Genomic DNA, 25,196 nt, shown 5'->3' with positions numbered 1-25,196 from the left:
ATGTTCCCCCACATCTTGCCGGATTGCGCCGGGCGCCCTGGTCTGTTGTGGGTATCTCGCAATGATCCTTTCTGGATCGCCCTGAATGCGTGGCGATCATCTTGCCTGGTAGTCGCATGTCTCGACATATCGGTAGGATCCGGTGGGTGTCCGCGATGTCAGGAGTGATGGCCCCGTCCCGGCCCGTGTCCGCACCGGGACCGATGCCGTCGCCGTTCTCACTGCCCTTGCACGCGCTGCGCATCGCCGGGAAGTGCGCGCTACCGCTGATCGCCTGGTTCTCGGCCGGTCAGGCGGTGCGCTTCGGGCTGCTCTACCTCGGCACGGAGATCTCTCATGGAGACGCCCGGCAGCTCCGCCTGGTCGCCACCATCGCGGTGCTGACGCTCATCGTCATGGCGTCGATGACGATCACCGCGGGCATGCTGTGGTCGGTACGCGGCGCGCTCTGGGAGATCCGCGCCCGGCGGGCGACGGGCGAGGAGGACGAGCGCTACTGGGTCTCCATGAACCGCGTCGCCCCCGCCTTCGCGGTCATCTACCTGACCTGGGGGTTCCATGTCGAGGACGCCCGGGACTTCGTACAGACGGACTTCCTGCACAACATCGACGACTTCTTCAGCGACAGCTTCCTCGGCAGGAGCAGCACGGTCGGGCGGGGGCTCATCGACCTCGACTGGCGGATCTCGTTCGGCCTGATGGCCGTGGCGTTCCTGCTGCGCGCGCTGTTCAGCAAGATGGTGGAGCGGGGCGACGGGAAGATCTCGGGTCTGGGCACCGCCCTGTCCGAGTTCGCCTTCGTGTTCTTCGGCCTGAACGCCACCTTCGTGCTGGCCAACGCGCGCTCCGACTGGGTCTCGCACCGCCTGGCCGTGTCCGCCTCGGGCGAGCTGGTGACCCAGGCCGAGCAGAGCATCCCCGGCTGGGAGGCGTTCTGGGGAGCGGTCGGTGAAATCTGGCCGTACATCGTGGACGGTGTCTTCATCCCGCTCACCTGGCTGACGGTGGCGGTGCTCGTCTTCGGCACGTACGCGGACGACGCCCGCACGATGCTCCGCGACACGCGCTTCGAGAAGGGGATCGACAAGCTCTACTCGACCCACTCGATCACGCAGAAGTCGGTCGAGAGGATCACCGGCGGCTTCCAGGAGCGCTGGGTCCCCCTGGCCAACTCCTTCAGGCAGACGCTGACGGGCGGCGTGGCGCTGTTCGGGATGATGTGCCTGTGCTACGTGTCGCTGCACGTCGGCGCGGAGTACGCGATGCGCGGCGTGCGGACGCTGATCGGGTCGAAGGTGGAGTGGCTCTGGATGCTCGTGGGCGCCCCGGTCGACTTCGTCAAGAACCTGCTCGTCACGGTCCTGACCATGGCCCTGCTGGCCGCCGCGTTCGACATCGCGGCCACGCGGGGGCGCCGGATGGCACCGGCCCCCGAAGCGCCTGAATCGCCCGCCGTACGAGGTGGCCGGATGGGCGTCAACGCCTGACGCGCCGGCACCCAGCCGGTTGGAGGAGCGTCAGCGCTTGAAGCGCAGTACGTCCAGGTCCGGTTCCGTCTTCGCGGTCATGAGCTGGGCCGTGGGGATGTCCGAGCGGTAGTTGCTCGGCGTGAGCAGCAGCTCGACCTCGGCCGCCTGCGCGGCCGGCACCCGGGCGTAGGCCGTCAGCCGGTACGGCTCGCCGATCTCCATCTTCTCGGCCGGTGTCGTGTCGTCGCCGACCAGGGCCACCCAGGTACGGCCCTGCCGATCCGTCACGAACAGCTCCTTGGGCTTGGCCGTCTTGACCGCTCCGTCCGCGTCCACGGCCGACCGGGTGATGTCGATCTTGACGTAGGCCGACCCCGGCTGGGGCTTGTTGCCGGGGACCTGCGGCACGGTCTCCATCGTGGACTTCCAGCTGACGTGCTTGACCGTGACGGATTGCCCCGCCGGTACGACCTGCTCCTGCTTCGGCGGGATTTGCCCAGATCTGACCAGATAGACGTGATAGCGGTCGTACGTCGTCGCCCCGACCGCCACGACCAGCGCGACCACGGCGCCGAGCGCCGTCAGCACGGGCCGGCGTCGGCGCGGCGGTGGAGTCACAGCGACCGGTCCCTCGGCGGCGACCGGAACCCCCGGCCCCCCAGGAGGGGCCGGTTCCACGGGAGAGGGCTGTTCCACGGGCCGGACGGCGGGGAGGGGCGGGACGGATGGCCGGGGAAGCGGGCCGGCGCTGGGGATGGCCGGGATCGGCTGGGTGGAGCTCTCCACCGAGGGTTCCGCCCGCTTGGGCGGCCACACCTGCCGGTCCGGCGGGATCACCCGCGGCGTCGCGGTCGGACGTCGCCGCCGCGGCCGTGGCCTCCCCTGAGGGCGAGGTTGTGGCTGGGACGGAGGCTGGGGCTGGGGCTGGTCCGCGTTCTGGCCGGCCGGAGGGGAGAACCAGCCGCGGTCGTCTGTGCTCATCAGCTCTTCTTCAGGATGTAGACGTCGCTGGGCGCGGACTTGAGCCGGGCCGCCGCCGGGCCGTCGATGCCCAGATCGACCTCGGCCTCCGGCTCGAACGGCTCGACCAGTGCCGACCCGGGCAGCTTGAACACGACCCGCGCGCCTTCGAGCGCCGAATCGGGGATCTCGAAGACGAAGTTGCCGCTGACCCAGAAGCCCGGCTGTATCCAGGGGTTGGCCAGCGTCTCGGCCGGCTCGATCTTGTCCGTGGCGTCGTAGGTGACGCCGTCCGGGGTCAGCAGCGCGGGGGTGCCCAGGTGCATGGGCTTGGTGGCGGAGGTCGCGGACGCCTGGACGATCAGGAAGAGCTGCTCGGTCTCCACCTTCCCGCTCGCGCCCTGCACGGCCCGCGCCACGGTGACCGAGTTGACGCGGACCGCGAACCTGCCCGCGTTCACCTCCTGGCCCTTCACACCGACGGTGGTGATGGGCGCGTCCATCTCGTTCGGAGTCAGGTTGCGGGTCTGCAGGCCGACGGCGCCGCCCAGCAGCACCAGGCCGACGAGGGCGCCGAGTACGCGCGAGCCACCCTGTCGGCGGGCGCGGGAGCGGCGGCCGGGCGGGCGGCGGGACGCGGTGGCGGTCATGCCGCCTCCGCGCCGTGCACGGGGAGCGTCACCTGGGCCTGGACGACGGGACTCCGTCCGTTGCCGGGCACTTTTGAGCCGGGCCCTTCTGGGTCGGTCTCTTCGGAGATCAGGTTCCAGTGGAAGGACGGGTCGTTGAAGCCCGGCTCGTAGGCGAAGCCCGCCACGTCCAGCGTCACCTTCTGCGGCGGCTTGGCCGCGCCGTCCAGGTCGTAGCGGAGGATGACCGTGGTCGGGACGCCCGGCTGAAGCTGGCCGCTCTGCGCGTTCTTCGACAGGCTGTAGACCGACGGCACGCCCTTCGTCTGGATCTGCGGGGTCACCTTGACCAGCGACCCGGCGAAGCTCGTCAACGAGATCGCGCGCTCCGGCTTGTCCGGCGGAAGGCCGACCATGGCCGTGGCCTTGCCCTGGTTCGTCACCTTGAAGGTCAGCTCCACGAAGCGCTTGTCGGTTTCCCAGTCGGCCTTGGCCTTCTGCGTGGCCACCTTGGCCGTCACGAACTGCGTACTGAACTGCCCCTGATCGAGCACCGCCCCCTCCCCGTATTGAGGGGGCGCCGGATCGGGAACCTCGGCGAAACCGCCGAGCAGGGCGGTGATGCCGAGGGCGGTGACTGTCACCAGGGCCGCGGCGGGCACCACTACCGGGCGTTTGGGCTTGTTGCTGCCGCCGGAGGGTTCCGTCATGGGTAAGGATGGTAATAGGTCACGCCTGCCCCATCTGCCGCTAGCCTCCCATCTGGCTGGTCTAATTGCCGAGAACCCTGCCGCAGCAGGGGGTCTAGCTCATACGCTGTCACGGAGCGGAGGGTCAGCCCCCACTAACGACATATCGCGGCCGGAGGGTCACGTGGCGGACGTGCATCCCGAGCATGCGCAGCTCCAGGCGGACCGCATCTACCTGGGCTGGCAGTACATCCTGCTGCACCCCGATCCGGGACCGCCGCCCAAGCGCCCCTCACCCGGTGAGGACGAGGCCGCCTCGGCGGAGGCCGACCAGGAGCTGCTGCGCCGCGAACGCTTCCAGCAAGACCTGCTCAACCGGCCCGTACGGGTGTTCAGGGTGTTCATGGTCATCCTCACCGTGCTGATACTCGGGCTGGCCGTCGCCGGTTATCTGCAGTGGTCGTTCGCGCTGCTCGGCCTGGTCGCGGCCGGGGGCGTGGCGATCATCTGCAGCTACGCGCTCGTACAGGGTGACCGGGCGGTCCGCTATCGGGTGAGCGAGCAGCAGGCCCGCGACGACCGGCAGCGACGGGAACGTGACAAAGAGCTGTTCCGCGCGCAGGAGGAGCACGCCCAGCGCTACCGCGAGTGGCAGGAGGTCAAGGAACGCCACGACCGCCAGCTCACCTGGTACGCGGTGGCCGTCCCCGACGAGATCGACCGCATCGACGTGGCGGGCGGCACGCTGCCCGGCTGGTCGGCGCTGATTACCCTGCTCGGCGCCACCCGCCTCTACAGCGGCGGCCATCTCACCGTGCTCGACCTGTCCGAGGGCGCGATCGCCAAGGACCTGATCGAGCTGGCCCGCCGGGGCGGCGACGACCCGCTGGTCTGGGTGCTGCCGACGGACCTGCCCCGGCTGGACCTGGGCGCGACGCTGAAGCCCGAGGCGTTCGCCGACGTGCTCGCCCACGTGGTCAGCGTGAGCGAGGAGCACCGCACCACGCGCGACCTCAGCTTCGACAACGCGATCCTGGAGCGGGTGCTGGAGGTGCTCGGCGAGAACGCCACGATCAACCAGGTCACCGCCGCGCTGCGGGCACTCGCCCAGGTCGGCGACCCGCGCGACGACCTGAGGTTCGGACTGATCACGGCGACGCAGCTCGAACGGATCGGCACGCTGTTCGGGCGGGGTGTCAGCGACCGCGTGGTGATCGAGCGGGCCTGGGCACTGGAGTCCCAGCTGCGCAAGCTGGAGACGCTCGGCACGGAGGCCGTACGGCTGCCGCCGGCCAGGTTGCGGGTGGTGAGCATGGACCGGCAGGCCGGCGTGTTCGGCAACCGGGTGCTCGGCACCTACGTGGCCACCGCGCTCACGCACATCCTGCGCCAGTCGCCCGCCGCCGACCGGCCCTGGTATCACACGATCATCGTGGCGGGGGCCGACAAGCTCCGCGGGGACGTGCTGGACCGGCTCATGGACGCCTGTGAGACGTCCAGGACCGGCCTGGTGCTGACGTACCGGAGCCTGACCCCGACCGTGCGGGAGCGGCTCGGCAGGGGGCACGCGGCGGTGGCGTTCATGCGCCTCGGCAACGCCGAGGACGCCAGGGTGGCCAGCGAGCACGTCGGCACCGAGCACCGGCTGGAGCTGGCCCAGCTCACCGAGACGATCAGCGACTCGATCCCCCGCCTCGACGGCGGCTACACCTCCACGATCTCCCAGGTCGAGGACGCCACGGAGGAGCGTGACGACAACCGTACGGACCTCGCGGAGGACCTCGTCGAGTCGACGGAGTGGGGCAGGACGGCCGACAAGATCGCTGAGAAGGAGCGGGTGCTGCAGCGCTCGCGCGAGTTCCTCGTCGAGCCGCACCAGCTCCAGCAGCTGCCCACCACGTCCGTGATCGTCACCGACGCGACCCCGCAGGGCCGCCGGGTCCGCCTGGCCGACGCGAACCCGGCCATCCTCACATTTCCCAAGACCACGCTCGGCGAGCTGGACGACGTCCGCGAGGCCGTACTCGCGATCGACGGCAAGGGCGGGGACGGCGACGGAGAGCCGCCGCCGAACCTCGGCCCGCCGCCGCCACGCCTGGACTGGCGCAAGGACAGGCAATGACATGGTCAATGTCAACGTGGCGCGCTGACGGTAGGCGGATTTTACTAGCAACCGTCTGTGGGGGAATGAAATGCAGTCGAGTGTCTCGCTGAGCGGGCCCTGGTACCGAATCCAGTCGATCGCGGCACCCTCGCGAAGCTCGTCGGCGGAGTGGGACTTCGTCACCGTGCTGCCCGCCGTGCTGTCCGCCGCCCAACGTGACCGGCCGTTCGTCATCGGGTGGCTCTCCCGCGGCTCCGGGGCGCCGCTCGAGCTCATCACCAACGCCGGGCCGCTGTCGCCGCCGCGCCAGCCGCGCCGGGCCACCGACGCGCCGGGGGCGCCGGCCGGGCCGCAGCCGCTGCTGTTCCCCGGCGGGGCGCGCGGGGTGCAGCTCGACGAGGAGTACCTGGCCGACCTCGCCGACCTGGTGTGGACGCCGTGCCCGGGACGGCAGGCGCCGCCGCTGGGCGGCCGGCGCGAGTTCGGCGGGCTCGAACCCGACGAGCTGAAGCGGCCGACGCTGTTCGAGGCGACGCTGGTCACGCTCATGTCGAGGCCGTTCGCGTGGCTGGTGGTGGCCGAGCCGACCGACCTGCTCGACGCCGAGGTCGCGCACCTGCGTACGCAGCTCAACGTGCTCAGGCAGTACGGCGACGCCTCCGAGCGCAGCAGGTTCGACGCCGAGCGGGCCGAACGCCGCATGCAGGAGCTCGACGCCTTCCGCGAGGCCGGGCTCTGGAACGTCCGCGTGCTCGCCGGCGGCGCCACGGCCGAGGAGCTCCGGCAGATCGCGCCGGTCCTGGTCGGCTCCGTCGAGATGAGCCACCACCCCTACCGGCTGCGCAGCGCCCAGGGCGCCGTCTACGGCCTGTCGGAGGCGCTCGCCCTGACGATGCAGGACCCCGCCGACGGCGCTGCCGCGCCCTTCGCCGCGACCGCCGGGGCCCTCGCGGCGCTGGCCGGGCTGCCCAGGCGCGAGGTGCCGGGCGTACGGGTGCTCGACTCCGGGTTCTTCGACGTGACCTCCGAGGCCGAGGAGGGCGAGCTGGACCTGGGGGAGATCCTCGACGGACAGGACCGGTGCGTCGGCTCGTTCCGGGTGCCGCTGAGCACGCTCAACAGGCACGCCTTCGTCACCGGGGCCACCGGCTCGGGCAAGTCGCAGACGGTCAGGCACCTGCTGGAGCAGCTCAGCCGGGCCGGCATCCCGTGGCTGGCGATCGAACCCGCCAAGTCCGAGTACGCCGCCATGGCCGGCCGCATCGAGCCCGGCACCGTCACCGTGATCAACCCGTCGGCCCCCGCGGGCGTGCCGTTCAGCATCAACCCGCTGGAACCCGAGCCCGGCTACCCCGTCCAGGCCCACATCGACATGGTCAGGGCGCTGTTCATGGCGGCCTTCGACGCCGAGGAGCCGTTCCCGCAGATCATGTCGCTGGCCCTGCAGCGCGTCTACGAGGCCACCGGCTGGGACGTGGTCACCGGCGGCGCCGTACCGGGCTCCAAGGTGCCGCCCAGCGTGCCGACCCTCGAACTGCTCCAGCAGCACGCCATGGACGTGATCAGGGAGATCGGCTACGGCCGCGAGGTCCAGGCCGACGTGGAGGGCTTCATCTCGCTGCGGCTGCGCTCGCTCCGCGTCGGCTCGGCCGGCCGCTTCTTCGAGGGCGGCCACCCGGCCGACATCGGCGGCCTGCTGGAGCGCAACGTGGTGCTGGCGATCGAGGACGTGGCCAACGACGAGGACAAGGCGTTCCTGATGGGCACGCTGATCATCCGCATCGTCGAGCACCTGCGGATGCGGGCCCGGCAGGAGAAGTCCACCGGCCTGCGCCACGTCATCGTCATCGAGGAGGCCCACCGGCTGCTGCGCGACCGCGGCACCGGCCGCGCCTCCACCCACGCGGTCGAACTGCTGGCCGGCATGCTCGCCGAGATCCGGGCGTACGGCGAGGGCATCGTGGTGGCCGAGCAGATCCCCACCAAGCTCGTCACCGACGTGGTCAAGAACACCGCGCTGAAGGTCGTCCACCGGCTCCCCGCCGAGGACGACCGGCAACTCGTCGGCGGGGCCATGAACCTCAGCGAGGAACAGTCCCGCCACGTCGTCTCCCTGCAACCGGGATCCGCCGCGGTGTTCGCCGACGGGATGGACCGCCCGCTGCGCGTCCGGGTGCCGCTCGGCGAGTCCCGCGAGAAGCTGCTGGCCAGCCCCGCCCCGCCGATCCGGGGCCGAAGATCGGCGGCCTGCGGCAGCCAGTGCCGCACCGGCCAAGCGTGCACCCTGGTCGAACTCCGCGAGGCCGACGTCCTCGCCGACGCCCCCGACTGGGCCTGGCTGCGCATCTGGTGCGACACGGTCGTCCTGGCCTTCGTGAGCAACCGGCCCCTGCCCGGCGTACCTCGCGCACTGACGGCCGCCTGGTCCGAACTGCCGGCCAGGCGCCGCGAGTGCCTGCTGGCCACCCTGATCGAACGCTCGGTGCAGCGCCGGGCCTGGTCGCTGCGCAGCTGGTTCGACCCGGCCCTGCTCACCGAGAAGGCCGCCGAGACGGCCACCCGGCTCCTGGCCGCCGTGGACAGCGGCGGCGAGCGCCCCGGCGCCTCGTGGGTCATCCCGCAGGTGCGCTGGCTGCACGAGGTCGACAGACTCTTCCCGTACGGCCAGCCGGCCCCGAACCTCCGCAGCCCGGCGCCACCGATGGAGTACGCCCTGTTCCGCAACGCGCCCAACGGCAGCTCGGCCGAACTCCTGCAGTCGGAGCTGCTCGGCCACCGCGCCAAGGCACTGCGACACCACCCGCTGTCGATGGAGGTCGACCACAACAGGGCGCTGGCCTGGCGGGTCATCCTGGGCGACGACGAGAGCGAGGGCGTACAGCGCGACATCACCACGGTCGCGATCGGCGTCGACCCGTCATCGCGGTTGCGGCACGTGGGGCAGACGATGGGGGCCGGGTGGTTGGAGGGTGTCTTGTCTTGGCCGCGCCGGTTCGTGCTGCCGTTCGACCGGGACGGCGCCCCGGAGCTCTCCTTCGCCGAGCCGGGCTGAGCTTTACAAATGGCTTGCAGTCGGCGCTTCGCGCATTTGGCGGCTCGGCGTTCTTCCTTTGGTGCTCGTCGCGCACTGCAAGGGCTCGCCGATCAGGCGCTTCGCGCCGATGGGGCTCGGCGTGCTCCCCGGGGCCTTCGGCCCCTCCTATGCGAGGGCAGGCCCTCGCGCTCCCACGCTCCGCCACGGCCAGGCCATGGGTGCGTCTCACAGGGTGACCCCCTTTGGCCAAGGTGCGCTATGCCGAGTGCCGCACCGCGAAGTCGATGAAGGAGAAAGGCAAGTGATGATCCTCTGACGCGATTGGCGCAAGGCGGAAGCGCACCGGTTGTACCCCGAACTGGCCGAACCGCAGCGTCAGGCTGCTGCCGATGCGCAGTTGGATGCCTACGTCGCCGGTCACCACCTGAAGGAACTGCGCAAGTCTGCGGGCAAGACCGAGGCGATCATGACCATGCCCGTCGCACGCACATGCCGAGTTCAGGGTGTTTGCGGAGCGTGGACGCGATTTCGGTCGTGTCGATGAGTTTTGTGCGGATCCGTGGTCGATACTGCTGGACACCGACAGCGGTGGGCCTGTGCTGGGAACGTCCAGCGCGGGAGGAAGCACATGGAGGCAGTGATGAGCGTCGACGACTCCAAGCAGGAGCACACCATCCGGACTGGCGAGCAGGGGACGCGGGTGAGCGGTCCCAGGGTGTTGGTGGCGGGGGCGAGCATCGCGGGACCCGCGCTGGCCCACTGGCTGCGCCGGCGGGGGGCCGAGGTGACCGTGGTGGAGCGGGCTCCTGAGCTGCGTCCCGGCGGGCAGGCGGTGGACGCGCGCGGGGTCGCCAAGGAGGTCATCGGGCGCATGGGGCTGGACGCGGCGGTGCGCGCGGCGTGCACCGACACCGCCGGCGCGCACACCGTGGACGCGGACGGGCAAGTGCTGGAGACCTTCCGTGCCGACGACGACGGTGGCGACGGGTTCATCGCGGACATCGAGATCCTGCGCGGGGACCTGTCCCAGGTGCTCTACGACGACACCCGCGACGGCGTCGAGTACGTCTTCGGCGACCGGATCGCGGGGCTCGCCCAGGACGCGGACGGGGTCGACGTGGTCTTCGCGGGCGGCAACCGGCGGCGTTTCGACCTGGTGGTCGGGGCCGACGGGCTGCACTCGGAGCTGCGAGCGATGGTTTTCGGGCCGCATGAGCGGTTCCTCCGCCATCTCGGGCACGTGCTGGCCTTCTACAGTGTGCCCAACGAGTTCGGGCTGGACCGCTGGCTGCTCGAGTACCAGGACCAGGAGTCCGGGCGCTCCGCCCTCCTGCGGCCCATCCAGGACGCCACCCGGGCGATGGCCATGTTCTACCTCGCCTCGGCCGACTTCTACGTCGACTACCGTGACGTCGCGGCCCAGAAGGTCCTGCTGCGTGAGCGGATGGCGGGTCTGGGCTGGTTGACCCCGGACATTCTCGCGCACCTGGACGACACCCCGGACTTCTACCTCGACCAGGTCGCCCAGGTGGTGATGGACCGCTGGTCGAGTGGACGGGTGGGGCTGCTCGGGGACGCGGCGTTCAGCTCCTCGCCGATGTCGGGGCAGGGCACCGGGCTGGCGCTGGTCGGCGCCTACCTGCTGGCCGGAGAGCTGGCCGCCGCCGGATGGGATCCCGACGCCGGGTTCGCCAGCTACGAGGCGCGGATGCGCTCGTTCGTCGAGGCCAACCAGGAGATCGGCCGGTTGAACGCCCGCAGCCGCGCCGTCCCCGGGCCAGACGCCGAGCCGCTCCCCGATTTCGCCGGCGAATGGTTCACCGAGCTGGTCGGGCGCGCGATCAACGGCATCGAGCTGCCCGACTACGCGGGGGTGCCGGACTCCGCAGCCCCGGTCGGATCGCCGATCACCTCGTCGGCCAAGCCGTAGGTGTCACATGACGTGTCGAGAGGGACCACGCTTCGGTGGGACACCGCCGGACGGCCTCCGCTCATGCCGCGTAGTGCGCGTTGGAGCGCCCGTTCGGCGGCCACGCCACGCTCCGATGAGGCGGTGTCGACTCGGAAAACTGACAAGATCGATGAGATTCCACCGCGCGGGGTCTCAGCCCCAGACTGCGACGTGTCGTCGTGTGTACGATCTACGTGTCGGCCTCATGGACGTCCCGTGGCGAACTCGCGGGCCCGTTGTCGGCAGCTATGCAAGGACCATTCATGTGGCTGCCCGAATTCCGTGTTCCTGCCGTGCTCGCATTGGTGTCGGCGCTGGTGCTGGCCGCCTGCAGCGGCAACAGCGACACCCCCACCGCCACCCGCCCGGCAGATCCTGGCTCCTCTTCGGCAACGCCTGGTGTCGTGGATCGGTCGATCCAGGCGATCCTCGACAAGGCCTTGCCCCGCGGCGGGAGCAGCACGGTGATCGCCGCCCGTAACGGGAGGGTCGTACACTGCGCCGGCTACGGCATGGCCGATCGGGCCCACCACATCTCCGCGAACTGCGAGACGGTGTACGACATCATGTCGATGACGAAGTCGTTCACCGCCGTGGCGATCATGAAGCTGCAGATGGCAGGCAAGCTGCGGGTGAGCGACCCGATCAGCACATACGTCGGCCCTGTACCCGCGGACAAGCGCAAGATCACAATTCACCAGTTGCTCACCCACACATCCGGGCTGCCGGAGGGCCTTGGCGACGACTACGATCCGATCTCCCGCCAGGAGATGATCGCCGGAGCCGCCAAGTCCAAGCTGGTCGCTCCACCTGGCACGAAGTTCGCCTATTCCAACCTGGGCTACAGCCTGCTGGCCGCCATCATCGAGATAGCGGCCGGCACGGACTACGAGCACTTCCTGGCGAAGGAGATCCTTGCTCCCGCCGAAATGACCCACACCGGCTACATCTTGCCCCGCTGGGACACCGGCCGGATCGCGGTGGAATACAACGAAAAGGGACTCTCCCAGGGTCGGCCGCTAAACCACCGGTGGGCCGCAGACGGCCCGTACTGGAATCTGCGCGGCAACGGCGGCCTGCTTTCTACTGCCAACGACATGTACCGCTTCCACCGTGCGCTGGCTGGCGACACCCTTCTGGATCGCGACGCTAAGGCCAAGATGTTCAAGGCCTACGCCCCCATCGGACTGCCGGGGTATGACGGCTACGCCACTGGCTACGGGTGGGTCATCACGCCCGATGGCGCTCTCGCCACACACTCCGGCGGCAACGGCTGGTCCTATGGCGTGAACGTGCATGGTGTGCACAGCGATCTGATGGTGTTCTGGATCAGTAACCAGGCCGTCCAAGCCGGGAAATGGGATCTCCAAGATCTTGCGAAACCGCTCACCTTGACGCTGGTGGGCCGGCGGGGGATCGGAGATCCTGAATGAGGCGGAGCAGCAGGCGTCGTTGACAGCGGGGTCGCATGGCCGATCAACGGCCGCCTCGAACACCTACGCGGCTCCGCGCCTCGCCAACCACATCAGGCCGGCGGGTTCAGACCACAACCACACACCCAGATCGGATGAGCCCGAAAAGTTTTGAAAGAAATCCGGGAGAGGTGTCGGATCGGGGCGGTGGCGTTCGTAGCAGGGATGAGGCCGCCGCAAGGCGGGCGCGACCAACTTCCCGCAAGGAGACACCCATGACCGCCACGTACACCTTCGACATCTTCTCCACGCTCGACGGCTTCGCCAACCACAACGGCGACTGGGGCGGCTACTGGAGCAAGCAGGGGCCCGAATTCCTCGCCTACCGCGCCGCCGCCTACCGCGACCCGCTGCGGATGGTGCTCGGGGCCAAGACCTATTCCTCGAACGCGCCGTTCCTTGACGCGGGCTTCGACCGCAGCCTGTTCGACGGGTGGATCACGCGCATGTTCGACTCCCCGGTGACGGTGCTCTCCAGCCGGCTGACCGAGCCGCTGCAGTGGCCGGGCACGACCATCGAGTCCGCCGATCCTGTCGAGGTGGTCACGCGCCTCAAGGCCGAATCCGATGTGCCGCTGCGCTCCCACGGCAGCCTGACGCTCAACCGGGCACTGCTGAACGCCGGCCTGATCGACATCATCGAGGTGACGGTCTTCCCCGTGATCTCCGGGGCGACCGGCGTGGACCGGATCTTCGACGGTGCGGACGACTTCGACCTCGAACTACTCCAGGCCCAGACTTTCGACGGCCACACGCAGGTGCTGACCTATCGGCCGACCCGACACGGTTGATCGGCGACGGGGCGTCGTTGAGCCATGCCGGGATCGTCATTCTCGCCGCGTGCGCGGGGTATGGCGCTGTGCTCCTGATGTCGACCCGTCTACCGCCGGCGAAAAACTCCGCACACCTCAACTCGACTGGATGAGGACCGGGCGCTGGTGCCGGTCGCAGGGCGCGACCGCGCTGGGGTTCCGCCTGGGACACCTACGCGGCTCCGCCCTGGGCGTCCGCAACCTCACCGACTACGTCGCCCGGTCACTACTCGAGACCGTCAATGGTCACAGACGGGCTTGATCCGGAAGGCTTGGCGTGCTCGCATTATGCGGCGGCGATGCAGGCGGAATGGCCAGGCCCTACCTCAGCCGCCTACGGTCCTTCTCGGCCCGCCTTTGAACGGTCTTGCCCACGTCCGCGGCGGTGACGCCGGATTGGGAAGACGTCAGCGGCCGGGAGGGACGGCCACCAGCGGGGAGTTGGAGCAACGAGGGCCAGCGTTTGCCCTGTGAGGACTGCGTGATACGTTCGGCGTCGCTGTGCATCGCTGCGAACTGAGGAGGTGAGACCGATCAACGCTGTGACAGGTCGGGGCTCCCTCCTTCGCACGGTCTAGGGAGCGCCCGCAGAAGGCATCCCGAAAGGCTTGCAACGCTATGCGCTTCACCTCCCAGACGTCGTTGGACGGCGTCAGCGAACAGATCTTCACCTTCGGCGACATACCCGGTGTGCTGTGGACGCCGGAAGATGCCGTCGGGCCTCGCCCCCTGATCCTGATGGGGCACGGCGGCAGGCAGCACAAGAAGGCCCCGAGCATCCTGAACGGCGCGCGCCGCTTCGTCGCCAAGGGTGGTTTCGCGGTTGTCGCGATCGACGTGCCCAACCACGGTGACCGGCCGAAGGACGAGGAATTCGACCGGCTCGCGGGCGAGCTGCGGGCCGGTATGGCCGCCGGCCAGGATCCGTCCGTGCTGGTCGCCGCCATGCACACGCACCTGGCCGGGCAGGCCGTCGCGGAATGGCAGGCGGTCATCACCGCGGCCCAGGAACTCGATCACGTGGGTGTCGGCCCGGTCGGCTATTGGGGTATGTCGATGGGCTGCGGCCTCGGTGTGCCGCTGCTCGCCGTGGAACCCCGGATCCGCGCCGCGGTACTGGGTCTGCTCGGCCTGCACGGGCTGGGCGAGAGCGCCGCTGGAGTCACCGTCCCGGTGCAGTTCCTGCTCCAGTGGGACGACCACCTGGTGCCGCGGGCCCAGGGTCTGGCGCTGTTCGACGCTCTGGCCTCAGCTGACAAGACGCTGCACGCCAACCCGGGCAAGCACGGGGAGATCCCCGAGTTCGAGACGGACAACTCGCTGCGGTTCTTCACCCGGCACCTTGGGGACCTTGGTTAGGGCCGCTGCCGGGTAGTTCGCGACGCGCCGGTCGGGCTTGGCTCCCGGCTGGCGCGTCGCGTGTCGCGCTTGGCCCCCCGGCTGGCACGTCGCGTGCCGGGTCCCGGCTGGCGTGTTCGCGGCAGGATGCCGGCCCGGAAGCCGCGGTAACAAAGGCCGTTCAGCCGATGCGGCGGGCCCGAAAGGCCGATGGCGGTGTCCGGTGATCTGAGGACGATCTAGAGCATGAAATGGACTCCCCTCATCACGAGCCTGGTGCTGATCGCGGCAGTAGCTCCGGCGGTTCCCGCCGCCGCGGCCGGCGCAAGAGGAGCAGCCCGCGTGAGCGGTACAGGCACGATCGCCTGGCAGCCCTGCGGAACGGCGCCCGGGGCCGAGTGCGGCGCGGTTGCCGTGCCGATGGACTGGGCGCAGCCGGACGGGCCGGCGATCTCGCTGAATGTGACGCGGCGGAAGGCCACCGGCGAACGGATCGGGGTGCTGCTCTACAACCCGGGCGGCCCCGGGACGGGCGCGGCCGATCTGGTGCGGGACTGGGCGCCACAGTTCTTCTCGCCGGAGTTGCGCGAACGGTTCGACGTGGTCGGGATCGACCCGCGCGGGGTCGGGGGCAGCGGGCAACTCCGGTGCGGGAAGGCGGTGCATGATCCGGCGGTCACGCAGTTCCCGGCGACGCGTGAGGAGTACGACCGGCTCGTCGCGCACAACCGGGCCGTGGGCGAGAGCTGCGGGCCGATGATCCAGTACGTGGACACCGGGAGTGTGGCGCGGGACTTCGACGCGGTACGGGCCGCACTGGGCGAGGAGCGGGTCAGCTACCTGGGCCGGTCCTACGGGAGCATGCTGGGGACCGAGTACGCGCGGCGGTTCCCCGGCCGGGTGCGGGCCATGGCTCTGGACGGAGTCGTCGATCATGGGATGAGCTCGCGCGAGATGGTGCGGGATGCCGCGTCGGCGGTGGAGGAGGCGTTCGGGAGGTTCGCCGGGTGGTGCGAGCGGACGAAGGAATGTGAGCTGCACGGGCGGCCCGTGGCGCAGGTGTGGGACGCGTTGGTGCGCGAGGCGGAGAAGACGCCGATCCCGGTGGCCGGTGGGCGTCCTCTGACTGCGGAGGAGCTGCGTTACAGCGCGTACGCGATGCTCACGATAGCCCCCGAGTTCTATGGCGGCCTGGCCCGGGGCATTGCCGAGGCGGAGCGCGGCGACGCGGCCATCTTCGGGCAGATCCGGGCCGAGGCGCTGGATGACCCTGCGACGAACTCGGCCTACCGGTCGATCCTCTGCCAGGACATCAAGCCGGAGATCAGCGGCTTCCGGGAGCTCAGGGCGCGGGCCCGCGACATCGCGCGGAGGGCCCCGCACATGCGCGGGACGTCGGAGTTCTGGGACGTGACGACCGGATGCCTGGGATGGCCCGCCCGGCCGGCCAATCCGCAGCGGCCGGTGCGCATCACCAAGGCGCCGCCCGTGCTGCTGACCGGGACCACGCATGATCCCGCGACGCCGCTCGCCTGGGCCGAGAGCCTGGCCACGGGCATCAAGGGCTCGCGAGTGCTGACCTACGACGGCGACGGGCACACCTCGTATCTGCGCAACGCGTGCGCGACCGCGAGCATCGACCGCTACCTGGTCTACGGGACGCTCCCCGCCCCCGGCACGATCTGCCGCTGAACCGGCACGCGGAGGCTGGTGGCCGGGAAGTCGATCAGGTGATCTTGCAGGCGGGCGTGGCGGAACTGATAACTGCCGCCCACCTGCCGGAGCACGCCGTGACGGTGGGCATCGTCCAGGAAGTCCATCACCCGCCAGGGCAGCTTCTTCCTGAACACCAGCCAGGCGCGGATCAGCATCCACCGCCCCCACGCGGTGCTGCTCGCCGCGACCAGGGTGACCCCGATGCCCACCCCGGCGCCGGCCACCAGCGCGGCGCCCAGTCTGGCCGCGGGATGGGCGAGCATGGCCGCCGCGACGCCGACCATCAGCCCCGCGCCGAGGCCGCCGCCGAGCGCCTGCGTCAGCGCGGTGGCGCGGTCGAGGTCGAGGAGTGAGCGGGGGCTGATGTTCTCCTCGGGGCCGACCGGCGCGGTCAGGCCCGCGCCCAGCCCGACGCCGATCCCGCCGGTGACTCCGGCCACCACGCCGGCCATGAGGCCGATGCCCGAGCCGCCCGTCATGAACCAGAAGACCACCCCGAAAACCAGGCCGGAGAACACCCCGACGGCCACGCCCACGAGGACTCCCCGGAGGACCTGGCGGCGGCGGCCCTTGATCGGGAGCCGTACCCGGGAAGGCGACGGCCTCCTCCCGAACCCGGACACCAGCGCCGCCCCGACGCCGACACCGAGCCCGGTGCCGCATCCGGCGACGGTCAGGAACGATCGCCCGAACACGAGCCCCGCCACCAGCCCCATCACAGGTCCCGCCGTCAGCCCCGCGGCCAGCCCGGTCATGAGCTCGAAACCGCCTCGGGGGAGGGTCCGGTGCAGTTCCCACCAGCCGAGATCGCGGGTGCCGAGTGCTCGCAGATGCCGGGCGAGGTGCGCGAGCCAGGCCCGAGCCTGGTCGTGCTCGTACGTGCGGACGGGCGTCGCGGGGGATCCGGGACGGTCCGGCGGCGGCAGCGAACGTGCCGGATAGACCGTGGGAAGGAACGCGTCGAGCAGGTGGTGTTCGATCGCGGACCGGTCCGGGAACCTGCCGAGGTCGAGCAGGTCGGACGGGTTGGTGCCGGGCGGGGCGTACGCGGAGCGCGTGAGGGAGACCATCAGCGGAGACGACAGCGATCGTGCGAGCGCGCTGTCGGGGAAAGCGAGGAGATGATCGAACATCGGCCCCCAGCGATCGTCGCCGGTCGGAAGGGCGTCGCGCAGGTGGCCGACGGCGTCCTCGGGTTTGACCGGTTCGATCTCCACGACCGCCGCGTGGGCGAGCGGCTCGCCCTCCGCCGCGACCGCGCCGTCGTACTCACCGCCGCGGCAGGTGATCACCAGCGGGCGCTCGTCGATGACGGCTCGATTGATCGCTCTGATCGCCGTCGCGTGCAGCCTGCCCGGCATCTCGTCCAAACCATCGAGGACCAGCATCACCCGTGCGTGGTGGACCAGCCGCCACGCCACGTCGGTGCCGTGGACGTCCCGGTCCGCCAGAAACGGATGTTCCTCACGCAGCCGTCTGGCGAACCAGACGTCGAGCCGTTCCTGGGCCGGGTCCCACGAGGACGCGGTCAGCAGGACGGGCACCGGCTCGGCCGGCTCGCGGGTTCGGAGCATGCCGAGGGTGAACAGCAGCGCCAGTACGGTCTTGCCGGCCGCGTGCTCTCCCAGGACCATCAGCTGCTTGCGCGGAAGCATCCGGAACTTCGTCACCACGTCGCTCAGGTCGCCGTGCAGCCGCAGACGCGTGGGCCGCCCCGGTATCGCCCCCCTGCCCAGCACCGCGATCGGGGAGGCGCCGGGACGGCCCGAGGACGACCAGCGCAACTGCAGCGGATCCGGCCGGCCCAGCGTCCGCATCGCCGCCTCCTCGGTCCACTGGCCGCGTAGCCTGGCCGCCAGCCTGTCCACCCACGGATCCAGCGACCGGGCCTCGTCCGCCGCGGCGGCGGCAGCGCCTTCCGGCCGAGGCGTGGTGGCCCCCCATCCCAGAGCGGCCACCACGGACACCAGCAGCGAGAGTCCGCTGAACAACAGGCTGCCGACGCTGCCGAGCTTGTCGGCCTCCTCCAGCCGATCGGGCGGACCGAGGTGAAAGAACACGAGCACCGCGGCCACGGCGATCAGAAACGCCACGCAGCTCACCCAGAGCAGCACTACGCGTGGTGGTTTGATTACTCTCCGCACCTGAACATCATCGCCCACCGAGGTCCGGGTGGGTGCGGGAACGCCTTGGGTGGGGAGTGCGGCTCAGCTCAGCCGTGTCCGCGGCAACGCCTGCCTGGTCACGTGCTCATGTCCGCGGCGCTTGTCGCCAGGGCGGGTGCTCAGCGTCCGGCCGGGGTGATGGCGGCGATCCGCGTGGCGAGCGCCGCCAGGTGCGCGAGTGAGGAGTCGGCGGCGGCGTCGGGGACGGCGACGATGACGTGGTCGATGCCCAGGGCGGCCAGGTCGCCGCAGCGCTGGACGCTCTCTTCGACGCTCTCGCCGTCGGGGATGCGCATGTGGAGGGTCTTCTCGATGTCCTCGTAGGGCCGTCCCAGGCGTTCGCAATGGCCGCGTAGTACGCCGAGCTTGTGCCGTACATCGGCGCCGTGCAGGAAGTTGCAGGCGTCGGCGTACTCGGCGACGAGACGGAGGGTCTTCTTCTCCCCGCTGCCGCCGATCAGGATCGGCGGGCGGGCCTGGGGGGAGTTGAGCGTGCGCTCCAGTCTGTAGTGCTCGCCCTCGTACGGCTTGTCCTCATCGCTCCACATCTGTTTGGCGATCTGCAGCGTCTCCTCCAGACGTTCGAACCGCTCGGCAAGGGACGGGAAGCGGAGACCGAGACCTCGGGCCTCCTGCTCGTACCAGCCCGCGCCTATGCCGAGGACGGCGCGGCCGCCGGAGAGCGCGTCGAGCGTGCTGACCTGCTTCACCAGCAACCCCGGCTCGCGGTAGACGGCGCCGGTGACGAGGGTGCCGAGCGTGACCCGGCGGGTGAGGGCGGCGGCATAGGACAGCGCGCCGTACGCCTCCAGCATCGGATCCTCTACGGCGCCGAAGTTGGGGATCTGGAAGAAATGGTCCATCACCCACAGGCTGTGCAGCCCGGCTTCGTCGGCGCCGCGGGCGACGGCCGCGAACCTCCCGGCTATGGCGGTGTCGCCGCCGGGCCAGATGAAACGGGGACAGGTCAGACCGAGTTTCATGGAAATACTCCTTGATCGGGGAATGCCTGCCGCAGGATGACGCGTCACTGCGATTTCGGGCATGAAAAAACCCTCCCGCCTGGGTCGCTGGACCCGAGGCCGAGAGGGCTCCGTACGAACAATTATCTCATAGACCGAGCACGGGAAACCGAAGGCCCCCGGGCGCGTTTTGGTGCGCCCCACCAGAGCAGAGCCCAACGCCGACTAGGATCCTTTGCCATGACCCAGCTTCCACTGCGGGCTCAGCTCGCGAGCGCCCTGGGCCGCAGTGCCGCCACGCTGTCGAGGATGACCGGGCGCGGCGACGGCTCGGTGATCGGCGGTCGGGTCGGCCTGATGCTCGAGCCCGACCTGCTCCGGCAGCTCGCCCGCGACCGCAGGCTGGCCCTGGTCAGCGCGACCAACGGTAAGACGACCACGACCCGGCTGATCACCTCGGCGCTGCTGGAGCTGGGGGAGGTGGCCACCAACGCGTTCGGCGCCAACATGCCCGCGGGGCACGTCTCGGCGCTCTCCACGCACAAGGACGCCCCCTACGGCGTGCTGGAGGTCGACGAGAAATACCTGCCCGAGGTCCTCGACACCACCGGCGCCGGCGTCGTCTGCCTGATGAACCTCAGCCGCGACCAGATGGACCGCGCGGCCGAGATCTGGCTGCTCGCGCAGAAGTGGCGCAGGGCGCTGTCCGGCAAGCCGACGCACGTCATCGCCAACTGCGACGACCCGCTCGTCACCTGGGGCGCCTCGACCGCGGCCAAGGTGACCTGGGTCGCGGGCGGCCAGCGCTGGAAGGAAGACTCCTGGTGCTGCCCGGAGTGCGGCGGGCCGCTCGATCGCAAGGACGCCGACTGGGCGTGCCGCGAGTGCACCTTCCACCGGCCGGAGCCGCAGTGGGTGCTCGACGACGACGCGGTGGTCGATCCGCGCGGGCAGCGGTGGCTGCTCGACATCCAGCTGCCCGGCCTGGCCAACCGCTCCAACGCCGCGATGGCGCTGGCGGTGGCCGAGGCGTTCGGGCTGCCGGTCGAGCGGGCGCTGCCCCGGCTGCGCGAGGTCACCTCGGTCGCGGGCCGCTACACCACGGTCGAGCGCGACGGCCGCCACGCGCGGCTGCTGCTGGCCAAGAACCCGGCGGGCTGGCTGGAGGCGTTCGACGTCTCCGACCCCCAGCAGCCGATCATCCTCTCGGTCAACGCCCAGGGCCCCGACGGGCGTGACACCTCCTGGCTGTGGGACGTCGACTACCGGATCCTGCGCGGCCGCCCGGTGTTCGTCACCGGTGAGCGGCGGCTGGACCTGGCGCTCCGCCTCGACGTGGCCGACGTGCCGTTCTCGCTCTGCGGCACGTTCAGCGAAGCCCTGTCCATGCAGCCGCCGGGCCGGGTCGACGTGATCGCCAACTACACCGCCTTCCAGCAGATCCGATCGGAGTTCGGTCGTGCCGTCTGACAGCGCCCTGCGCATCGTCTGGATCTATCCTGACCTGCTGAGCACGTACGGTGACCAGGGCAATGTCCTCGTCCTGGAGCAGCGGGCCCAGCGCAGGGGGATCGAGACCGAGACCATCTATGTGCGCTCGGCCGACCCGGTGCCGGAGAGCGGCGACATCTACCTCATCGGCGGCGGCGAGGACCGCCCGCAGATCCTCGCGGCGGAGCGGCTGCGCAAGGACGGCGGCCTGCACCGCGCGATCGCGCGGGGCGCGGCGATGCTCGCGGTCTGCGCCGGTTACCAGATCATGGGCAGTACGTTCGGCGGCGAGGAGGGCCAGCCGGTCGACGGCATAGGCGTGCTCGACATCGCCAGCTCCCGCGGCCCCGCACGGGCGGTCGGCGAGCTGGTGGCCGAGGTGGACGCCGAGCTGGGCCTGCCGACGCTGACCGGCTTCGAGAACCACATGGGAGTCACCCGTCTGGGACCGGGCGTCAAGGCGCTGTCCCGGACGACCGTGGGAGTGGGCAACGGGGACGGCTTCGAGGGGTGTTACGCGGGGCACATCGTCGGGACCTACCTGCACGGGCCGGCACTGGCGCGCAACCCGGCGCTCGCCGACCTGCTGCTCTCCTGGCGCGCGGGCGACCTGGCCCCACTCGACGACACCCGCTACGAGCAGCTCCGGCGAGAGCGTCTGGCCGCCGTGCTCGGCAGCTGACCTTCCAGCGCACCGGCCTTGGCGTGCAGGTAGCGCTGTTGCTGGAGGCTGCTCGTTCGCTGTGCCGCCGCCTCGTACGACTCGCGGGCCGCCCGGTGGTCGCCGGACATCTCCAGCAGGTGAGCCCTGACCGCGTGCAGCCGGTGGTCTTCGGCTATCCGGGCGTCGTGCGCCAGCTTTTCGAGCAGGACCAGCCCCGCCTCCGGGCCGTCGACCATGGCGGCCGCGACGGTGTGGTTGAGCGTCACCACCGGGTTGTCGGACAGGCGCATCAACACCTCGTACAGGGCCTTGATCTGGGGCCAGTCGGTCGCCTCCGCGGTCGGTGCCTCGTCGTGCAGGGCGGCGATCGCCGCCTGGAGCTGGTAGGGGCCGGTCGGGCCGCGGGGGAGGGCGCCGGTGATGAGGGCTGTGCCTTCGGTGATGTAGGCGGTGTTCCAGAGGGTTCGGTCTTGTTCGGCCATGGGGATGAGGGAGCCGTCCGGGCCCGTACGCGCCGGTCTGCGGGCGTCGGTGAGGAGCATGAGGGCCAGCAGGCCCGCCACCTCGGAGTCGTCCGGCAGCAGGCGGTTGACCAGACGGGTCAGGCGGATCGCCTCGGTGGTCAGCTCGGTGCGGTGGAGGGCCGGGCCCGAGGTGCTGGCATAGCCCTCGTTGAAGATCAGGTAGAGGACGTGCAGGACAGCGGCGAGCCGTTCCGCGCGGTCCTGGCCGGGAGGCATGCCGAAGGGGAGGCCGCTCTCCTTGATGCGGTGTTTGGCCCTGGTTATGCGCCGGGTCATGGTCGCCTCCGGGACCAGGAACGCCCTGGCGATCTCCGCGGTCGTCAGGCCGCCGACGGCCCGCAGGGTGAGCGCGATCTGCGACGCGGGCGACAGCGAGGGGTGGCAGCACATGAACAGCAGGATGAGCGTGTCGTCGGACTCCGACGCCGGCCGGTCCGCGGCGGGGGCCAGCCACTGCTCGGGCAGTGTCCAACGCGAGACGGTGTCCTCGCGGTGCCGGCGGGCCTGCTCGCCGCGCAGCAGGTCGGTCAGCCGGCGTGAGGCGACGGTGATCAGCCAGCCGCGCGGGTTGTCCGGCAGGCCCTCCCCAGGCCACTGCAGGGCGGCGGCGAGCAGCGCCTCCTGCGTCGCGTCCTCGGCCGTCGCGAAGTGCCCGTAGCGACGCACCAGCGCGCCGAGAACCTGCGGCGCCAGCCCGCGCAGCAGGTTCTCGATCTCGCCGCCGGTCACAACAAGACCTCGCCGCCGGTCACAGCTCCTCGTAGCTCCCGGCGATCGGCCGTACGTCCACGTGCCAGTCGTGGCTCAGGGTCGCGTTCGCGGGGTGGGGAGTGTCGGCCAGTTGCGCGGCGATCTCGGTGGCCCGGTCGAAGCTCTCGCACTCGACGATCGTGTAACCGGCCAGGACCTCCTGCGTCTCGGAGTAGGGCCCGTCGGTCACGACCGGAACCCCGTCCTTCAGCTCGACCCTCCTGGCGAGCACGGGCGCGCTCAGGCCCTGGGCGTCGACGAACTCCCCGGACTCGACCAGGGCGTTGTTCCACGCCGCCATGAAGGCGTGCAGCGCCGCGACGTCCTCCCCGGACCAGACCGGGTTGTCGGGCTTCCCAGCCAAATTGTCGTAGTCGCGCTGCGTGCCGCTCATCATGATCATGTACTTCACGATCTCTCCTCTCGGCCGGCACCGCTCCCGGTGCCGTACACCAGAGACGTCGGAACCACCGCGCCACCCCGGACACGCGCGCCGGAGGTTTTTCCGCGGTCAGTACACGAGAGCCTGCGCGCCCTCCGCCACGGCCTCCTCGACGAAGGTGGAGGCGCCGGCGATGCGGATGCCGTCGATGAGATCGTCGACCGTGAGGTCTCGCCGGGCCGCGCACTGAGTGCACACCGTCACCCGGCCGCCCGCCAGGACGGCGTCCAGCAGGTCCGTGAGCGGAGCGGCGTGGGCCAGGTTGAACTCCTTGGCCCTGCCCGGCACCGCGAACCAGGAGGACTCGCCGGTCAGCCAGAGAGAGACCGGAACGCCGCTCGCCAGCGCGGCGGCCGCGACCGTGAACGCCTGATTGCAGCGCTCCGGGGCCTCGGCGCCGGCGGTCACCTTGATCACCAGTGATCGTGCCATGTCCGTCACCCTAAACCCGTTCCCGCCGGACGTCTTCACCGCGGGCGGCCAGTACAGTTTGGTGCCATGGAAGATGCTGAGGTCCAGGTGCCGGTGCATCCCGATCTGGAGCACATCGCGTTCCTGATCGGCCGCTGGGAGGGCGCCGGTGTCGGGGGATATCCGACGATCGAGAGCTTCAACTTCGGTCAGGAGATCGAGTTCGGCCACAACGGCAAACCGTTCCTGTCGTACGTGAGCCGCACCTGGCTGCTCGACGAGGACGGAAACCGGGTCCGGCCGCTCGCCACCGAGTCCGGCTACTGGCGGCCGCAGCCCGACCGGCAGCTCGAGGTGCTGCTGGCGCATCCGACCGGCATCGTGGAGATCTACATCGGCGAGGTCGTCTTCCACAAGATCGAGCTGCGCACCGACGTCGTGGCGCGCACCGCCTCGGCCAAGGAATACACCGCGGCCACCCGCCTGTACGGGCTGGTCAAGGGCAACCTCATGTGGGCCTACGACATGGCCGCGGTCGGGCACCCGCTCACGTCGCACATGTCGGCCGAGCTCAAGAAGGTGGCTTGATCCATATGAGCACCCCGTTCACCGCCGAGGCGGTCGAGGCGATCAAACGGCACATGAACGACGACCACTCCGGCGACGCGCTGATCATCGTGCGCGGGCTGGGCGGCCGGCCCGCCGCGACGACCGCGACCACCAGCGGGGTCGACGCCGAGGCGATCGAGTTCACGATCGACGGCGGCGAGCGGGTCAGGGTGCCATGGGGAGAGACGCTGACCGAACGCCCCCAGGTGCGCATGGCGGTCGTACACCTCTATCGCGACGCCTGCGACAAGCTGGGCATCCCGGCTCGCGGCGAGCACTGACCGCGCGCTGCGGGGAAGAGGGCATGAAAAAGGGCCCCGGGCGGCGTTCCGCTTGTGATTGGGCGGGCCGGATGGACCATGGACAGGACAACTATCCCGCCCTCCGGCTGCCAGGGGCCCCGGTGGTTGTCTCGAATTCGCTGAGCAGACGCGAGACAACAGTCCGCATCGTTAGCGGACAACCACCTCGCTAGTCCAACTATGAATCACCATTGTTTGGACCACCTCCTTTCCGCGTACTCCAGAAGCTATGCGCTCGGTCGCGGAGGGGGCAAGTGATTAAAGCTCGGTCGTAGACTCGGGGCATGACGGAGACGCAGTGGCACGAAGAACTCCGCGCCAAGGGCTACCGGGTGACCCCTCAGCGACAGCTCGTGCTGGAGGCGGTCAAGTCGCTCGAGCACGCCACGCCGGAAGAGATCTGCGTCAAGGTGCGCGAGACGGCCCGCGGCGTCAACATCTCGACCGTCTACCGCACGCTGGAGCTGCTCGAAGAGCTCGGCATGGTCACCCACACCCATCTGAGCCACGGCGCCCCCACCTACCACCTGGCGGCCGACGCCGACCATCTGCACCTGGTCTGCCGGGGTTGCGGCGAGGTCGGCGAGGTGCGCCCCGAGCTCGCGGACGGGCTGGTCAAGGGGCTGGACAGCGAGATGGGCTTCGTGGCCGACGTACGCCACCTGACCGTTTTCGGTCGCTGCCGCAACTGCCGATAACCTG

General features: G+C 70.1%; 22 protein-coding genes. 13 read left to right on the top strand and 9 right to left on the bottom strand.

Going from position 1 to position 25,196, the window contains the following annotated elements; all coding sequences use genetic code 11:
- The first annotated feature begins 146 nt into the window (after positions 1-146).
- A complete protein-coding gene (locus tag LDL49_RS26140; RefSeq protein WP_225294316.1) occupies positions 147-1,487 on the top strand; it encodes a hypothetical protein in 1,341 nt (446 codons plus the stop codon).
- A 30-nt stretch (positions 1,488-1,517) separates the two neighbouring features.
- Here the strand turns inward: LDL49_RS26140 and LDL49_RS26135 are convergent, their stop codons facing one another.
- From LDL49_RS26135 to LDL49_RS26125, 3 genes are all read right to left on the bottom strand, one after another.
- Positions 1,518-2,087: a hypothetical protein gene (locus LDL49_RS26135; RefSeq protein ID WP_225294314.1), complete on the bottom strand. Its 570-nt coding sequence runs from the start codon at positions 2,085-2,087 to the stop codon at positions 1,518-1,520.
- Between the two features lie 362 nt (positions 2,088-2,449).
- Positions 2,450-3,079, bottom strand: a complete 630-nt coding sequence (locus LDL49_RS26130; protein WP_225294312.1) for a hypothetical protein — start codon at positions 3,077-3,079, stop codon at positions 2,450-2,452.
- Positions 3,076-3,768: a hypothetical protein gene (locus tag LDL49_RS26125; protein ID WP_225294309.1), complete on the bottom strand. Its 693-nt coding sequence runs from the start codon at positions 3,766-3,768 to the stop codon at positions 3,076-3,078. Before LDL49_RS26125 ends, LDL49_RS26130 begins: the two co-directional genes overlap by 4 nt.
- Before the next feature lie 163 nt (positions 3,769-3,931).
- Here LDL49_RS26125 and LDL49_RS26120 point away from each other — a divergent pair, with 163 nt between their 5' ends.
- Both LDL49_RS26120 and LDL49_RS26115 read left to right on the top strand, forming a co-directional pair.
- A complete protein-coding gene (locus LDL49_RS26120) occupies positions 3,932-5,869 on the top strand; it encodes a hypothetical protein (RefSeq protein ID WP_225294307.1) in 1,938 nt (645 codons plus the stop codon).
- Positions 5,870-5,939: 70 nt separating this feature from the next.
- On the top strand, positions 5,940-8,903 hold the full coding sequence (locus tag LDL49_RS26115) for an ATP-binding protein (RefSeq protein WP_225294305.1): 2,964 nt from the start codon (positions 5,940-5,942) through the stop codon (positions 8,901-8,903).
- Positions 8,904-9,141: 238 nt separating this feature from the next.
- Here LDL49_RS26115 and LDL49_RS26110 read toward each other — a convergent pair whose 3' ends face one another.
- Positions 9,142-9,306 carry a hypothetical protein gene (locus LDL49_RS26110; RefSeq protein ID WP_225294304.1) on the bottom strand — a complete coding sequence of 55 codons (165 nt, stop codon included), beginning with the start codon at positions 9,304-9,306 and terminating at the stop codon, positions 9,142-9,144.
- Positions 9,307-9,525: 219 nt separating this feature from the next.
- Here LDL49_RS26110 and LDL49_RS26105 point away from each other — a divergent pair, with 219 nt between their 5' ends.
- From LDL49_RS26105 to LDL49_RS26085, 5 genes are all read left to right on the top strand, one after another.
- On the top strand, positions 9,526-10,815 hold the full coding sequence (locus LDL49_RS26105) for an FAD-dependent monooxygenase (protein WP_225294302.1): 1,290 nt from the start codon (positions 9,526-9,528) through the stop codon (positions 10,813-10,815).
- A gap of 284 nt (positions 10,816-11,099) precedes the next feature.
- On the top strand, positions 11,100-12,269 hold the full coding sequence (locus LDL49_RS26100; RefSeq protein WP_225294300.1) for a serine hydrolase domain-containing protein: 1,170 nt from the start codon (positions 11,100-11,102) through the stop codon (positions 12,267-12,269).
- A gap of 254 nt (positions 12,270-12,523) precedes the next feature.
- On the top strand, positions 12,524-13,099 hold the full coding sequence (locus LDL49_RS26095) for a dihydrofolate reductase family protein (protein WP_225294298.1): 576 nt from the start codon (positions 12,524-12,526) through the stop codon (positions 13,097-13,099).
- 639 nt (positions 13,100-13,738) lie between these two features.
- Positions 13,739-14,479, top strand: a complete 741-nt coding sequence (locus LDL49_RS26090) for a dienelactone hydrolase family protein (protein ID WP_225294296.1) — start codon at positions 13,739-13,741, stop codon at positions 14,477-14,479.
- Between the two features lie 321 nt (positions 14,480-14,800).
- The gene (locus LDL49_RS26085; protein ID WP_225294294.1) at positions 14,801-16,150 is read left to right on the top strand and encodes an alpha/beta hydrolase; all 1,350 of its coding nucleotides are present in this window, start codon (positions 14,801-14,803) and stop codon (positions 16,148-16,150) included.
- Here LDL49_RS26085 and LDL49_RS26080 read toward each other — a convergent pair.
- The gene (locus LDL49_RS26080; RefSeq protein WP_225294291.1) at positions 16,111-18,267 is read right to left on the bottom strand and encodes an NACHT domain-containing protein; all 2,157 of its coding nucleotides are present in this window, start codon (positions 18,265-18,267) and stop codon (positions 16,111-16,113) included. The genes LDL49_RS26085 and LDL49_RS26080 overlap by 40 nt on opposite strands.
- Before the next feature lie 191 nt (positions 18,268-18,458).
- Positions 18,459-19,322 carry an LLM class F420-dependent oxidoreductase gene (locus LDL49_RS26075; protein WP_225294289.1) on the bottom strand — a complete coding sequence of 288 codons (864 nt, stop codon included), beginning with the start codon at positions 19,320-19,322 and terminating at the stop codon, positions 18,459-18,461.
- A 219-nt stretch (positions 19,323-19,541) separates the two neighbouring features.
- Between LDL49_RS26075 and LDL49_RS26070 the strand changes: the two genes are divergently transcribed.
- Together LDL49_RS26070 and LDL49_RS26065 are read left to right on the top strand one after the other, a co-directional pair.
- Positions 19,542-20,771, top strand: a complete 1,230-nt coding sequence (locus tag LDL49_RS26070) for a MurT ligase domain-containing protein (RefSeq protein WP_225294287.1) — start codon at positions 19,542-19,544, stop codon at positions 20,769-20,771.
- Positions 20,761-21,474: a type 1 glutamine amidotransferase gene (locus LDL49_RS26065; protein WP_225294286.1), complete on the top strand. Its 714-nt coding sequence runs from the start codon at positions 20,761-20,763 to the stop codon at positions 21,472-21,474. The genes LDL49_RS26070 and LDL49_RS26065 overlap by 11 nt, the downstream gene beginning before the upstream one ends.
- Here the strand turns inward: LDL49_RS26065 and LDL49_RS26060 are convergent.
- The 3 genes from LDL49_RS26060 to LDL49_RS26050 form a co-directional block, all read right to left on the bottom strand.
- On the bottom strand, positions 21,426-22,709 hold the full coding sequence (locus LDL49_RS26060; protein WP_225294284.1) for an RNA polymerase sigma factor: 1,284 nt from the start codon (positions 22,707-22,709) through the stop codon (positions 21,426-21,428). The genes LDL49_RS26065 and LDL49_RS26060 overlap by 49 nt on opposite strands.
- A 19-nt stretch (positions 22,710-22,728) precedes the next feature.
- A complete protein-coding gene (locus LDL49_RS26055; RefSeq protein WP_225294618.1) occupies positions 22,729-23,133 on the bottom strand; it encodes a YciI family protein in 405 nt (134 codons plus the stop codon).
- Positions 23,134-23,241: 108 nt separating this feature from the next.
- Positions 23,242-23,604, bottom strand: a complete 363-nt coding sequence (locus LDL49_RS26050) for a DsrE family protein (protein ID WP_225294281.1) — start codon at positions 23,602-23,604, stop codon at positions 23,242-23,244.
- Between the two features lie 66 nt (positions 23,605-23,670).
- On the opposite strand from LDL49_RS26050, the gene LDL49_RS26045 reads away from it, so the two are divergent.
- The 3 genes from LDL49_RS26045 to LDL49_RS26035 all read left to right on the top strand — a co-directional run bounded on the left by LDL49_RS26045 (position 23,671) and on the right by LDL49_RS26035 (position 25,192).
- On the top strand, positions 23,671-24,171 hold the full coding sequence (locus LDL49_RS26045; RefSeq protein ID WP_225294279.1) for a heme-binding beta-barrel domain-containing protein: 501 nt from the start codon (positions 23,671-23,673) through the stop codon (positions 24,169-24,171).
- Between the two features lie 5 nt (positions 24,172-24,176).
- Positions 24,177-24,473, top strand: coding sequence for a DUF2470 domain-containing protein (locus LDL49_RS26040; protein ID WP_225294278.1), 297 nt, complete (start codon positions 24,177-24,179; stop codon positions 24,471-24,473).
- Between the two features lie 305 nt (positions 24,474-24,778).
- Entirely contained in the window at positions 24,779-25,192 is a 414-nt protein-coding gene (locus LDL49_RS26035; protein ID WP_225294276.1) for a Fur family transcriptional regulator, read from the top strand.
- The last annotated feature ends 4 nt before the right edge of the window (positions 25,193-25,196 follow it).

This window comes from Nonomuraea aurantiaca, from assembly GCF_020215705.1.
Lineage (GTDB): Bacteria > Actinomycetota > Actinomycetes > Streptosporangiales > Streptosporangiaceae > Nonomuraea > Nonomuraea aurantiaca.
This window is presented reverse-complemented; position numbering and strand designations above follow the sequence as displayed.